Source organism: Iodobacter arcticus, assembly GCF_042664895.1.
GTDB lineage: Bacteria > Pseudomonadota > Gammaproteobacteria > Burkholderiales > Chitinibacteraceae > Iodobacter > Iodobacter arcticus.
Genome location: NZ_JBHTBQ010000035.1, coordinates 152,493 through 166,916, shown reverse-complemented (window position 1 = coordinate 166,916; position 14,424 = coordinate 152,493). Strand labels below are relative to the sequence as shown.

At 49.3% G+C, this 14,424-nt stretch carries 10 protein-coding genes; 4 read left to right on the top strand and 6 right to left on the bottom strand.

The genetic code is table 11. The features are described from left to right. Positions 1-68 precede the first annotated feature (68 nt). Positions 69-524: a universal stress protein gene (locus ACFQNF_RS16860; protein WP_380189082.1), complete on the top strand. Its 456-nt coding sequence runs from the start codon at positions 69-71 to the stop codon at positions 522-524. Beyond that, positions 514-1,377, top strand: a complete 864-nt coding sequence (locus ACFQNF_RS16855) for a radical SAM protein (RefSeq protein ID WP_380189081.1) — start codon at positions 514-516, stop codon at positions 1,375-1,377. Before ACFQNF_RS16860 ends, ACFQNF_RS16855 begins: the two co-directional genes overlap by 11 nt. On the opposite strand, the gene ACFQNF_RS16850 is transcribed toward ACFQNF_RS16855, so the two are convergent. After that, the gene (locus ACFQNF_RS16850) at positions 1,366-1,695 is read right to left on the bottom strand and encodes a helix-turn-helix domain-containing protein (RefSeq protein ID WP_380189080.1); all 330 of its coding nucleotides are present in this window, start codon (positions 1,693-1,695) and stop codon (positions 1,366-1,368) included. The genes ACFQNF_RS16855 and ACFQNF_RS16850 overlap by 12 nt on opposite strands. A gap of 970 nt (positions 1,696-2,665) precedes the next feature. On the opposite strand from ACFQNF_RS16850, the gene ACFQNF_RS16845 reads away from it, so the two are divergent. After that, positions 2,666-2,890, top strand: coding sequence for a hypothetical protein (locus ACFQNF_RS16845; RefSeq protein ID WP_380189079.1), 225 nt, complete (start codon positions 2,666-2,668; stop codon positions 2,888-2,890). Between the two features lie 11 nt (positions 2,891-2,901). On the opposite strand, the gene ACFQNF_RS16840 is transcribed toward ACFQNF_RS16845, so the two are convergent. Then, positions 2,902-3,480 (bottom strand): ComF family protein, encoded by a 579-nt coding sequence (locus ACFQNF_RS16840; RefSeq protein WP_380189078.1) that lies wholly within the window; start codon positions 3,478-3,480, stop codon positions 2,902-2,904. 219 nt (positions 3,481-3,699) lie between these two features. Between ACFQNF_RS16840 and bioB the strand changes: the two genes are divergently transcribed. Next, on the top strand, positions 3,700-4,692 hold the full coding sequence (gene bioB / locus ACFQNF_RS16835; RefSeq protein ID WP_380189141.1) for a biotin synthase BioB: 993 nt from the start codon (positions 3,700-3,702) through the stop codon (positions 4,690-4,692). 215 nt (positions 4,693-4,907) lie between these two features. Here the strand turns inward: bioB and ggt are convergent, their stop codons facing one another. From ggt to ACFQNF_RS16815, 4 genes are all read right to left on the bottom strand, one after another. Further along, positions 4,908-6,641, bottom strand: coding sequence for a gamma-glutamyltransferase (gene ggt, locus ACFQNF_RS16830; protein WP_380189077.1), 1,734 nt, complete (start codon positions 6,639-6,641; stop codon positions 4,908-4,910). Positions 6,642-6,831: 190 nt separating this feature from the next. After that, on the bottom strand, positions 6,832-7,251 hold the full coding sequence (fosX, locus tag ACFQNF_RS16825) for a FosX/FosE/FosI family fosfomycin resistance hydrolase (protein ID WP_380189076.1): 420 nt from the start codon (positions 7,249-7,251) through the stop codon (positions 6,832-6,834). Positions 7,252-7,254: 3 nt separating this feature from the next. Further along, positions 7,255-11,097 carry an EAL domain-containing protein gene (locus ACFQNF_RS16820; RefSeq protein ID WP_380189075.1) on the bottom strand — a complete coding sequence of 1,281 codons (3,843 nt, stop codon included), beginning with the start codon at positions 11,095-11,097 and terminating at the stop codon, positions 7,255-7,257. Positions 11,098-11,624: 527 nt separating this feature from the next. Further along, the gene (locus ACFQNF_RS16815) at positions 11,625-14,204 is read right to left on the bottom strand and encodes a TonB-dependent receptor (RefSeq protein ID WP_380189074.1); all 2,580 of its coding nucleotides are present in this window, start codon (positions 14,202-14,204) and stop codon (positions 11,625-11,627) included. Positions 14,205-14,424: the final 220 nt, after the last annotated feature.

The following is a 14,424-nucleotide window of genomic DNA, read 5'->3' as shown; positions in this document are numbered from 1 at the left end:
ACAAGGCAACAGTCGCTTGCTGTTAAACTAATCGTTTATATCCCTATCTTTAAATAAGGAGACTTATCATGTATCAGCGCATATTAGTGCCCGTGGATAATAGTGATACCAGTGCCGCCGCTATTATTGAAGGACGGCGTTTTGCAGGAGATCAAAGGGCAAAAGTAAAATTGATCCATGTGGTTGATTTGGCTCAATTTGCCTGGAGCGCGAACGAATTCTTAGACGTGCCGCAATTGCAAAATGCATTACGCCAATCGGGTGAAAAATTATTAGCAGAGCTGGCTGAGGGATTAAGAGCGGATGGTTTAGATGTTGAAACTAGCTTGCTTGAATCTTGGGGCGGCAATTTAGCTTTGGCTATTGTCAAAGAAGCAGAAAGCTGGCCTGCTGATTTAATTGTAATGGGTACGCATGGCTATGGCGGCTTAACTCATTTATTGATGGGTAGTGTGGCAGAAGGGGTGGTGCATGCCACGCCGGTTCCTGTGTTATTGGTGAGAGCAAAGGCGAATGACAAGTAAGACGACACAGATTTTGCAAGTAGTCGATCACAGCCGGGATAGTGCCGGCTGTGTTTACGTATATCCCGTGGTATCACGGCGTGCGGGGGGGGTGTCTGTGGGGATTAACCTTAATCCTAACAATGCCTGTAACTGGCGCTGCGTCTATTGCCAAGTGCCTGATTTAATTCGCGGTGGTGCACCGCAGCTTGATTTAGAGTTAATGCAATCTGAATTGCGCCATTTATTGCACGATATTGTGCATGGCGATTTTATGCAAACGCGTGTGCCGCCCGAAGCGCGCCGCTTAAATGATGTGGCTTTTTCTGGTAATGGCGAGCCAACGAGCAGCGTGCAATTTTTAGCCTGTGTAGAAGGCGTTGCTGCCGTACTACAAGAGTTTGAACTGGTCGGAAAAATCAAATTGGTGCTAATCACCAATGGCAGCCAGCTGGATCGTGGGCAAGTGCAAACCGCCTTGGGCATCATGCGTGATTTGGGCGGAGAAGTGTGGTTTAAGCTGGATCGTGCACCGCTGGATGGCTTTTCGGTGGTGAATCAGATTCAGCATAAGCAAGCACAAGTTGCGCGCCGTTTAATGCTGGCGGCGCAGCATTGCCCTACATGGATTCAAACATGTATGTTTGAAATGGACGGGGCATTGCCGGATGAGGTGCAGGTAACCGCTTATCTGGATTTTTTGCAGGAAAGAATTGTAGCGGGTGTGCAGCTGGAGGGCGTGTTGCTTTATGGTCTGGCACGGCCTTCGATGCAAGCAGAGGCAAGTAGACTGCTTGCAGCCCCATCAGAATGGATGCAAAAGCTAGCCCAGCGTATTGCCGGGCTTGGGCTTGAAGTAAAACTAAGCTTGTAGCTGATTACTGCTCTTGGCTGGCTGAAACGGTTTGTCGTCAGCGTGGGTATGTGCTGCAGCACGCAGCGTGTTGTATAGCTCAACGCGTTCTTCGCGAAGATGCTGAATAATTTGGTAGTCTTCGCGATTAATGCGTTCCAGGTCGATTTGCTCAACATGAACAACGCGGAGTAATTCGCGAACTGGGCGTGGCATATTGCGGCCGCTTTCGTAGCGGGAACCGCCACTTTGCGTTACACCGATACGGCTCCAAAACTCTTGCTGGTTTAAGCCGAGTTGCTGACGAACTTCACGTGGGTTGATGCTCTGGTTTTGCATGGTTTTTCCTCTTTGTGACGCATGTGCTGATAAGACAGGTTCAGCAGGCTCATGCCATCTGAATGTTGCCGTCATTTTAGCGATCTAAACCACAATACACATGTCACTATTACACGATTAATCCTGTAATAATTTACGCAAATGCTTGGGAACTTATTGTGTGAAATTTAAAAGCTGAAGGATCGAATGAGCGTGTTTATGAATAAATGAAGATCAATTAAATGAGGCTATTTGCTCCTTGCTTACTCGATGGCGGTGATGCTTTGGCCTGCAATGATTTTAAGCCGTGATTTTACGAGTAAGGTATAAGGGAAATAGATTGGATTTTTTGCGCACAATCGTTCGGTGCACAGGAAGATATGGTTATATCTTACAGAATAAAGGAAATGATTTAAATAAAGTTACTTGCGTTTATATTTTTTATTTTTTATATGCGGAATATGATGCTAATGAAGCTCTTTGTTATAATATTGGCCGCTTTTTTCCTGCATGCGCAGCATTAATGCCTGTAAAGATTTGCGGTGGCGATAGCCATTGATCGCCAATGTCTTACCCGCTTAGCACCAGAGCAGGGGGGGTGGTATTTCTGTTGCAGTATTAATAGAAGTTTTAAACCGCCTGAATTGCCCCATATTGTACTTATTCCTTGGGCGCGTTGTGTGAATGAGGTTAAATTTTATCGTGGTTTTGATGTGGCAATGTCCATTTGTAAACACCAGAGAGTGAAAAGAAGTTTATTTTTTCAAAAAGTTACCATAGCCTCACGCCTTCTTATTTATATGCCAGCGCACGTTATGTAAATCCACCAGTAAAAACGCAGGCAGATTTAGCGTATTTAAAAGTTTGCGCTGTACATGGCGGGGCAACCCCTTATGCACAATTACCGGAAAATAAAATAGATCGTGGTGCATATACTTATTTAAGTTTACTGAAAAAAATAGATCAGCATCGTTGTGATGTAGTTGTAGATATGCGTGAAATTTGCCTAGGGCTTTCAAAACTAGGATTGTTTGTTTTAGAAAGTAATGCCTACCAGATTCAGCCATTACCCGGGGTGCAAAAAGATCCGCTTTATTTTGCTGTGGGCAAAAAGCATCCTGATGCCAAGCAATTAATTCAGACGATAGACAGGGGACTGCTTGAATTAATGAGCAATGACAAAATGGCGGGTATTATCCAGCGTTATCAGCAATAGTCATCCGTTTTTTAAATGGCTCGCGCTAATACCCAGGCATCTACGCGTAATGCGCCGGCTTCTTTTAAGCAAGCTGCGGCGGCATGCAGGCTGGAGCCAGATGTCATTACATCGTCCACAATGACGATATGCTTTCCTGCCAGATTTTGCCGGGTGTAAAAAGCGTTGCGCATATTTTTGTGACGCTCAGCCTGAGAGAGGCGGGCCTGATGTTCGGTATTGATGCGGCGTTTTAGTGTATTGAGCTGAATTGGAATATGTAGCTGCCGGGCACTCATTTGGGCTAGCTCAAAGGCTTGATTGTAACCCCGCTCTTTTAAGCGGGCAGGGTGCAATGGTAAGGGAATAATGAAATCGGGCCGGGGTGAACGGCTTACGGTGGCTAAGAGCAAGTGCCCCAGTGTGGGCAGCAATGACCATTGCCCGGAAAACTTAGCGGCAATGATCAGCTCCTTGATCGGAGCGGTGTAGATAAAAGCCGCATAGCTAAAATCAAAGGCGGGCGGGTGATTTAAACAGGCCGCGCATAGGCCGCCATCATGGGCGGGCAGGGCGCATTTTGGGCAGAGTGCTTGGGTTAAATAAGGCAAATGACGGAGGCAGGCAGGGCAAAGCGCACTGTTTTTGCAACTGGCCGCACAGAGTACACAGCGGCAGGGTGGTGCACAGTTGTCCAAAAAATTAACGATAAAATTTGACAACTTGGCGCTCGATTCAGACAATCACCCCTTGATTATGCGTTTTACCTTGGAAAATGCCAGCGACTTTCGCTGAGCCAAGGCCCAATCTGGATGTCTATGCCCATGTCGATGACTCAACAAGCTCAAACCCACCCCATTGAATTTAAACGCTTAACACCGCATCCAGAAAGCGGTGCTTACTCGCTGGATGCGGTGGCCGAGTTGTTTGAGCTGCCTTTTAATGACTTGGTGTTCCGTGCCCAGACCGTGCATCGCCAGCATTTTGATGCCAATAAAGTGCAGCTTTCCACCTTGCTTTCAGTTAAAACCGGCGGCTGTTCGGAAGACTGTGGCTATTGCTCGCAATCGGCCCGATACGATACCGGTTTGGAAAAAGAAGTGTTGATGAACGCCGATGAAGTGATCGACGTGGCGCGCATTGCTAAAGAAAATGGCGCATCGCGTTTCTGTATGGGCGCAGCATGGCGTGGTCCTAAGACTAAAGATTTAGTTGAAGTCAAAAAAATGATTGCAGGCGTGAAAGCGCTGGGCATGGAAACGTGTGCCACTTTTGGGATGCTAAAAGAAGGCCAAGCTGAAGAGCTGCGTGATTCAGGCTTAGATTATTACAACCATAACCTGGATACCTCGCCAGAAAATTACGCCAATATCGTGACCAGCCACAGCTATCAGGATCGTCTGGACACCTTGGGTAAGGTGCGCAAAGCGGGCCTGAGTGTCTGTAGCGGCGGAATTGTGGGTTTGGGTGAAACAAGGCAAGACCGCGTTGGCTTGATCGCGCAGCTGGCTAATTTAGAGCCACAGCCTGATTCGGTGCCAATTAATAATCTGGTGAAGATCGAAGGCACGCCGCTAGAAGAAGGCGAGGCGATTGATTGGACAGAATTTGTGCGCATGATTGCCGTAGCTCGAATCACCATGCCTAAATCCTTTGTGCGCCTTTCTGCGGGGCGCCAGCAAATGCCGGAAGCGATGCAAGCGCTCTGCTTTATGGCCGGGGCAAATTCGATTTTCTACGGCGATAAATTGCTAACCACAGGCAACCCTGATGTAAGCCGCGATCGTAATCTATTTGCCAAGTTGAATATTCAACCGTTGTAAGTTGGGTAAGCACACGTGTCTTGAGCATAAAACGAGTTCCGTAGGATGGGTGGAGCCGTTCTGCGTGCGAGGTTTACCTCGCTCAGCGATCTCGGCGATACCCATCAAGGTCACCGTATTGATGGGTATCGCTCCGCTCCACCACATCCTACAAAAGCAGGACAAACCCTTGGCTTGATGTGCATTGTGGGCATAAAGGCATGCCCACCCTACATTTATTGCGGTTTTTGTACGATGGCACTGCCGCCGCCATGCCGTAGTGGCTCGCTTACTGCCGTAGTGCTGCCATCACTATTAAACTGCAGGCCGTTGGCGGCTCCAATCTCATCCGTTTCATTCCATTGATGTCCATATTGCTCCAGCGCTTTGGCCTGCGGGCTGCCTACAAATTTTAATAGCGTTTCGACCTGGGTTTTGTCGCCATTTCTTTGGCTAAGGCGCGGTGCAGCCAGCGCGTCGGCAAGGGGCATGCCTAAATCAATATGGTTGACGATGGTTTGCAATACGGTGGTGATAATGGTTGAGCCACCCGGCGAGCCGATGCTAAATAGCGGTTTGCCATTTTTAAAGGCCAGTGTGGGCGACATGCTGGAGCGTGGGCGTTTGCCTGCTTCGGGGATATTCGGGTGCGGGCCGCTAAATTCAAAGTCGGTCATTTCATTGTTCAGCAAAAATCCCTTGCCCGGCACTACAATGCCGCTGCCACCCCAGTCTTCGATGGTAAAGGTATAAGCAACGATATTGCCTTCCTTATCACTTACAGTAAGGTGGGTGGTGTGGGCTGGCTCGGTGCTAAGGCTGACTTTAGGGCGCAGTGGGCGGGATTGATCGTCCTGGAATAAAAATGGGTCTCCTGCATTGGCCTTGCCGTGGCTTTGTTTTAGATCGATCAGCTTGGCGCGCTCTGCCGCATAGGCCTTGGATAACAGGCCAGTTTTGGGTACATCGGTATATTCCCCGTCGGCCACATAGGCGTTACGATCGGCAAAGGCGAGCTTGGCGGCTTCCATATACAGATGCTCTACTTGATCTCGTGGCATGGTTTTGAGATCAAAGCCTTCCAAGATATTTAACGCTTCTGCAATGGCAATTCCGCCGGATGAAGGCATGGCCATGCCGTAGAGATCAAGCCCTCGGTAAGTGGAATGAATTGGCTGGCGCAGGCGTGCTTCGTAATCTTTTAAATCGGCGAGTGTCATTTTGCCAGTCAGCACAGCAACGCCCGCCGCGACCGGGGGTGCGTTGACGGTATCTACAATCTGTTTGGCCAGTTGCCCTTCGTAAAAGGCTTTTACACCACCCTTGCTGATGGCACGATAAGTGGCGGCCAAATCAGGGTTGCGAAAGCTCGTGCCAATGGGCAGGGCTTTGCCGTCTTTTAAATATAATGCGGATGTTGAGCTAAAGCGGGCGAATTTGGCTTCGTTAATTTGATTAATACGGTAGAAATTGGGGCTGATTTTAAAGCCAGTGTCAGCCACTTGAATGGCAGGTTGTAATACTCGTGCCATGTCCATGGTGCCATAACGTGCCAACGCCTCATGCCAGCCGCGCACTGTGCCGGGCACGCCGACTGATATGCCAGTGGGCACCACATCATCCCATTCCATTTCCTTGCCCTCTTTTTTATAGATTTGCGGGCTAAAGTAGGCAGGCGCGGTTTCGCGGGAATCAATGCTGATGATTTTTTTATCTTTGGCAGAATAAATTAGCATAAAGCCGCCGCCGCCAATGCCGCAGCTAAAAGGATCGGTTACGCCAAGTGTGGCCGCAGCTGCAACAGCCGCATCTACGGCATTGCCACCCGCATTTAAAATGCGCATGGCGGCCTGGCTGGCAGGTTCAGAAATGGTGGCTACTGCGCCACCATAGCCCGTGGCTACGGGCTGTTTGGCCCATGCGGGGGTGATCAGTAAGACGATGAGTGTGGCGATGAATGGCTTATTCATTGAGTCAACTCCAGCTTTAGGAGCCCTCATGCTACACAAGCAGTAATGAGTGGCGTAGTGGGGTGTTGTCGCAAGGGGGAGTGTTGCTCGCGGCTTGTACCCCTATGTACTAAGTTAGCCGTAGGCGTTACGCACCGCCGGTGCGCAACAACGTGCACACCCTATAAAAACCAAGCTTTGCCCTATTAAGTTAATAGGGCTCCGTATCCTCGCTATAACGCGCTAGCCTTTGCGTCAGCGTACCTGTGTGAAGCTCAAACAGGTGGTTGTCAAAGTCATAGAAGTAGAGCGATTGTCCTTCGCCCTTTACTCTGGGGCGGGGAGGTTTGATGTCTACACCGAGGGCTTCGAGTCTTGCCTGATAGCTGGCTAGCTCGTGTTCTTCTATTTTAAATGCAACATGCTGATAGCTGCGTTCAGCGGGTGGATCGCCCTGCATGGCGGCGAGCCATAGGCTTCCCAGGCTAAAGAATTTCTCATGCGAGAGCGAAAAGTGCTGCGCTTGGCTGTCGTAAATCTCCACAGCGCCCAAACCTTCGCACAAAAAGTACGCCATACGCTCGAGGTCTTTAACGATAAAAGTGGGATGGCTAAGGTGCTGGATGGGCATGGCTTAGCTGATTAATCCGGAGAGGGCGTAGGCTTCAAATTCGTGCAGCGGTAGTGGCCGGCTAAATAAATAGCCTTGGTAGGATTGACAGCCTTGGCTGGCAAGAAAATCACGCTGGGCTTCGGTTTCTACGCCTTCGGCCATCACGATGAGGCCTAAGCTGTCTGCTAGTACGATCACCATTTTGGCAATCGCTGCATCGTTGCTATCGCTTAGGATGTCTTTGATAAAGCTTTGATCAATTTTAAGCTGGTCGAGTGGCAGCCGTTTTAAATAGGAGAGCGAGGAGTAGCCTGTGCCAAAGTCATCAATCGAGAAACCCACGCCCTGCTGTTTCAGGATGCTCATTTTAAGGATCACGTCTTCTACATTGGCGATGAGCACGCTTTCGGTCAGCTCCAGCTTAAGCTGATGTGCGGATGCGCCGGTGCGAGTCAGAATAGCGAGTACCTGTTCGACAAAATCGGGTTGGTGAAATTGCCGTGGGCTCACATTCACCGCCATGGTGAGATGGCTCATTTCCGGGGAAATAGCCCAACGGGCAAGCTGCTTGCATGCGGCCTCTAATACCCAGTGACCCAGAGCCAAAATAAGCCCGCACTCTTCGGCGAGCGGGATAAATTCAGCAGGAGAAACCATGCCGCGCAAGGGATGACGCCAGCGCACCAAGGCTTCTACGCCAGTAAGCTGACCTGCTCCTTTAACCTGTGCCTGGTAGTAGAGCGTAAATTGCTGGTTTTCTAATGCTTCTCGTAAGCCTGTTTCAAGCGCCACGCGCTGAGTGACATCGGCTTGCATTTGCGGATCAAAAAACCGTAAGGTATTGCGCCCGGCCGCTTTGGCTTGATACATGGCAAGATCGGCGCGTTTTAAAGGCTCGTCTAAGCTTTCTGCCTGCTCGCCAAAGAGTGTGATCCCCACGCTGGGCGTGCTGTGATGGGCGTAATCGGCAAGCTGGTAAGTCTGATTAAGCGTGCTGAGTATTTTTTCGCCTACGGCCTCGGCTTCGGTGGCCGCTTCCAGCGAGTTGACACTCAGGTCTTCCAGCATCACCACAAACTCGTCACCGCCCAGTCTGGCTACGGTATCCCCTTCACGAGTGCTGGCAGAGAGTCGCTTGGCAACTTCGATCAGTAAAAGATCGCCTTTGTCATGGCCCAGCGTGTCGTTCAGAATTTTAAAATTGTCTAAGTCGATAAACAGCAGCGCGCCTTTGCTATCGTGCCGTGCACCCAGTGTCATGGCTTGGGCCAGTCTATCCATTAATAGTCGGCGATTGGGCAGGGCGGTTAGCGGATCATAAAAAGCGAGGCTCTGGATTTGATCTTCAGCCGCTTTGCGTGAAGTAATGTCGGTCAGTGTGGCCACATAGTGGGTGACTTCGCCATTATCGGCTTTGACTTCGGTGAGGATGAGCCACGCAGGGAAAATCTCGCCATTTTTGCGTCTGTTCCAGATTTCACCCTGCCACATTCCCTTGTGGTGAATGCGATCGGTCATTTCGCTATAAAAAGCGGAGTTATGCCGCAAGGAGGTGAGCATAATTGGCGTATGCCCCAGCGCTTCTTGTGCGGTGTAGCCGGTGATGCTGCTAAAGGCTTGATTTACACGCAGGATGATCCAGTTTACATCGGTAACAAACATGGCTTCTTGTGATTGAAAGGCAATTGCGGCAATGCGCAGCTCGGCTTCTGCCTCTTTGCGCTGGGTAATATCCCTGGTAATGCCGTAATAGCCTTTGATATGGCCTGTCGCATCCCGCTCAGGTGTGGAGAGGACTTCTGTCCAGATTAAGCGCTCATCTTTGCAGCGCTGCTGTAATTCCAGTGTATACGATCCGGTTTGAATGCCTTGCTGCTCATCGTGGCTTCTTTGAGCGTGTTTTTTCTCAGTTACTGCGATGCTTTCGGCCGTTAAGTGTTCAAAAACAGAGTGGCCGACCACTTCCTGGGCGGAATAACCACGCAGCACTTCATCGGCCGGGCTGATATAGGTGAAATGATGGTTACCATCTTGCTTCCAGACCACATCGGATACATTTTCGGTCAGCAGCCGGTAATGCGCCTCGCTGTCCCGGAGCTTTTCAGCCACGATATTTCTTTCGATGGCAATGCTGGCCAGATGGGCCGATTGCTCGATCATAGTGATATCCGTCGGGATGGGGGTATGCGCTGTAGGGTGGTAGATGGCAAATGTGCCGAGCACTTGGCCTGCCATGCTGAGGATGGGGTGCGAGTAGCATGCACCAAGGCCAGCACTTGCCGCCAGCGCTTGGTAGGGCTGCCAATAGGGGTGAGTGGCTAGATCTTCAGCAATCACCTGCTTTCCCGTAAACGCGGCAGTGCCACAGGAGCCTGCCCCGATGCCGATTGCGAGGCCGTTGATGGCTGCATTATAAAAATCAGGCAAGCTGGGCGCGGCACCGTGCTTTAGATGTTTGCCTTGCTTATCTAATAATAAAATACTGCACCGCATGCCGGGGTAAAGCTGCTCTACACCCAGCACAATCGCCTCTAGTTGTTGGGAGAGCAATTCGCCGCAGGCTAATACCTCCAGAATACGGCTGCGAAATTGCTCGTATTGATCGGCTTGTTTGCGCTGTGTGATATCGCGAATCAGCGCGTGAATCGCCGGTTGGCCATCTAGCGTGATTAAGGTGCTTTGTACTTCTACATCAATCACGCCGCCATCCAGTTTGATGAGCTTTAGCTCGATCATGGGCTCGGTGACTCCCCCCGTCATGATGGTTTGGGTGCGATGAAGTACATTTTGATAAAAATCGGGGTGGACTAAATCAAGCAGCGACTGGCCGATTAATTCCTCTGCCGTGCTTGCACCTGCAAGCCTTACTGCGGCGGGGTTGACGTAAATTAATTTACCTGCGCGATGAACCGCAATGGCTTCTGGTGACCACTCGACCAGTGTGCGATGGCGCTGATTGATTTCCTGAGCCAGCGCTTCAGCCTGTTTGCGCTCCTTAATCAGTAGTGCCAGTAAGGCCGCAAGCAAATTGAGCACCATGCAGTAGAGCCATAGTTTGATGTTAGGTGTGTTCTCTGCTGCAAAAAAGCCTACGCTAAGAGTGGCCCCGAGCAGTGCTTGGAGCGTGCTCATTGCGGCAATCAGCAGGCTGCCGTGGCGACCAAAGCGAGTGGCCGCCCAAAGCACAAATATAAAAGCCCAGTAGGAATGGGCAAGCAAGCTCAGTGATGCTTGCCACCAGCCCAGAAAAACAATTTGCCCTAGTAAAAAGGCGAGGCCAAAGCAAAGCATCGCTTCGGTTTTTTTGCTGGCAATTTGCCTAGGGGGTTGCTGCCACACCAAAATCAAGGGGCAGATTGCGGCGATGCCCAGTAGATTACCTACCCACCAATTTAATATATGGCCGAGTAGAAGTGTGCCTTCGATTGAGCCACTTAGCCAAAGCGCAGTGGCTCCGCTGGCCGCACCGAATAATGCCGTGGGCGTGGTGATCAGTAATAAAAACAAATAATCATGGGTATGGGTAAATGCGGGATCAAACGATTTGCCCTGGATGCTTAAGCGGCGTAATAGCGTATAGCTTAGCAAGGTTTCTAACACAATCGTGGTGGCAATAATGAGTGAAGCAAAAGGGCTGCCTCGGTGTAAATCACAGAGGAAAGCACTTAAGAAAATAGCGGGCCAATATTTTTGCCCTTTAATTAAGAGGATAGCAAAGCCTAAACCACTGGGAATCCAGAAGATTGAAGTATTGCCCTCAACGCTTAAATAGCTGAGGGTAAGTTGAATCGATAAGACGAGCAGCAGAGTCATCCCGGCAAGGCGAGGCAAATCTGACCAACGATAAATAAAAAATTTATTCAAAATTTGCTCGATGATTCGTGAAAGATCATTGTTTTTATTAAATTATCTAGATAATGGTTGGGGTTGTCGATTGAAAAAATTACAAAATTAATAAGATTGAAGTATAAAAAAATCGATTTTTATTACATTTGTTCGCGGGTATTAACAAAATATTTTTTGGCAATAGGGTAACGGGTGTATTGCATGTCTGATGTATCGGATGCTTTATAAAAAAATAAATAAGGCATAAAAATAAGCCGGGTTCAGCAGGGCTCATCCGGTTTGTAAACCAAGCTTGGTGTGGCTAAACGCTTAATGTGGCTTTTATTGGCTTAAGATAAGTTGGGGGTGATTCTATATGAATCTGGCTATTTGAGTAACATCGTGTTTCTATTGTGCACAAATAGCGGCAAAAATACGTCAGGTCGTAACAATATATTTAAATGATTGTTTTATGAATATTAATTTTAACAATGCCAAATAAAAAAACCCCGCAAATAGGCGGGGCTTGAAGGCTTACCCTAAAACTTTGGTTTGATAGCTCGGCTTTAAAATTTGTAAGTCAGCTTGGCCGAGGCAAAGCGGCCACGCGGGTCGGCTTGTGTGTGGTCAAAGAAGTCGGTTGAAGAATCCCACGGTGGGCGGGTATTGCTCAGATTCAATACCTTGGCGGTGAGAGTGGTGTCTTTGGCGAGCTTCCAGCTGGCGGTCAGATCAAAGGTGTTGAATGAATCTACGTATTTTACTGTGTCATTTTCGCTCGGGTTGGCTTGGTCGTAACTGCCGATATAGTTCCATGTCAGGGTGGTTGACCATGCGCCGATCTCCCATGTGGCATCGCTGACGGCGCGCCATTTTGGAATCGAGCCAAATTGATTGCTGCCTGCGCCATCGGTGAGCGGCTCGCCAGTGGAAAGTGGCTCGGCAAATCTTAAAACATGGCTGATTTGGCTGCCCAAGTTTAAATTGCCATAGTCTTTGCTTTTAAAACGCTGGCGTAAATCTAGATCAATCCCCGATGTTTCACGATCGCCCATATTGCTGTATTGGCGATAAAGCGTGCTGATGCGCCCCTTTTCATCGCGCACAATTTTGCTTGGATCGCGACTTTCGTTGGCAATGATATCGGCACTACTTTGCGTGCCGATCAGGCCGCTTTGCTTGATATTGTAGTAATCAAGGCCAATGCTGCTGTCGCTTGTTGGCGAGAGCACAAAGCCTAGATTAAAGTTATCTGAGCGTTCTGGCTGCAGATTGCTATTGGCCGCAATAATACTGGTCACACCGCGTGATTTAGTGGGTGAGATCGGATCGCGCGGATCAATCACCGATCCATAGCTGACTGCCGAGCTTTGGGTGATTTCAGGCAGGGAAGGCGCACGGAAACCGCGAGAAGCCGTACCACGCAGCAGCAGCCAATCGGCCGCTTGGTAGCGAGCACTGGCTTTGGGTGAGAAAGCATTGCCAAAATCGCTGTAATGATCTGCTCGTGCAGCTAGGTTGACGTTTAAATCTTTAATCACAGGAATGTTGAATTCGGCAAAGAGCGCCGTAACCTTGCGCTCGCCTTTAATAATATTAATGGCTGGTCGCAGCTCGGTGCCTGAAAGTACGGCATCTGAGGTGCGCGAATCCATTTTTTCCTGTCGGAACTGCGCGCCCGCTGCAAAGCCCACACTGCCTGCAGGTAATTCAAACAACTCGGCTGAGGATGCATTAATATCGGCGGTGATTAAGCTTGATTTTGCCGGGCGCAGGGTGGAAAGGCGTAGGCGGTTGCGGACTGCTTCGCTGTTTTTGGATTGATCCGCAAAGTTGTAACTGCCGTCTTTTAATACTTTTTCGTACTCATAGCGGTTTACAAAATTCTGTACGGTTTCTTCCAGTGTGCTTTGTGAATAGCCAAGGGAAGCATCCCAATCCCAGCCCAAGGCCGTGCCTTTTACGCCAGATAAAATACGATGTAGGGTGACTTCATCGGTTTTTAGGCGCGTGCCCAAATCAAATAGCGTGGCGGTGAAATCGAGCGGCGTGGTGCCAGGGTTATTGGGGTGGCCTACCGGCAATTTATTGTTAATGGTGTCTAAAGCTTGTTTCTGATTATTCCATGCGCGCAAAGTGCTGCTGACTGTGAGTGGTGCGCCAAAAGTCAGATTGGCGCGGGAGAAACCATATAAATACTCTGCATAGGCTTGCGTATCATCGTTAATCCGCAAATTGGCGCGTGCAAAGGCGTGATAGCGCTCTACTTCTGGAATCAAGGTGCTATAAGACGCATCGTTATAGGCCAAAACTTGGCCGGTTTTACCGTTTGTAATGCTGCCGTAATCAGTAAGCTGCAGTGGGCCTTGCGGGCCGCCAATATGGCGGGTTGGATCGCCATCGTAGTAATTGGTGATGGTGCGATTAAGACTGCCGCCGGGTTGATTCCTGAAATCACCTTCTTTTATCCAGCTCACATCGCTTTGGTCGAGCTGATCGCGTTTTTGCCCGTCTAAAGAAAATACGACATTGAAATTGTCTTCATTAAAATCACCAAAGCCAGTTTTGATCGAAAAGTTCTTTTCCGTCTGCCCGGTGCCTTCGGTGGATGAACCGAGCTCGGCGCTGAGCTCGGTGCCTTTAAACTCTGAATATAAAATAATATTGACCACGCCCGCGACGGCATCCGAGCCGTAAACAGACGATGCACCATCTTTTAATATTTCAATTCTTTGTACTGCCGCCATAGGCAAGCTGTTCAGATCAACAAAGGTTTCTTGTAAGTTTTGTGCTGTAGCGTAACTGCTTATGCGCTTACCATTAATCAACACTAAAGTGTTTTTCTGGCCCAGCCCGCGTAAGGAAACGCCCGAGGTGCCTGCAGAGAAGCTGCCGGTAAATTGCTCGTTATAGCTATTGCCGCTATTGGCAGAAATAGAGCGGATCACTTCAGAGACGCTGGTTTTACCACTGGCGGCAATTTCTTTGGCGCTGATGACTTGCACCGCTGTTGCGCCAGCTTTTTGGCTGACGCGAATATTGGAGCCGGTAACGGTGATGCGCTCTACTTTGTTGGGCGTGGTTTCTGCTGCAATAGCAGGAAAGGCAGCGCTAATGGCCAGCGCAATGGCTAATGGTTTAAACATACTATCCTCGGTACATATCTGTGGTGCTGAAAAAAGGCAAAGTGAGCCCCTGCGCCTTGCCAGCGCAAGGAGCGGTTTTATGCTTTACAGGAGGAGGTTTAAAGAGAGCGGCAGCAGCAATGGCTGTTGGGCAGGGCGATCAGAGGGAAGAGATTTGCTTGCATGGTGTTACTTTCTTGGTAAGGTTTAAATACTATAACGAGTGTTTAAAATTACAAAA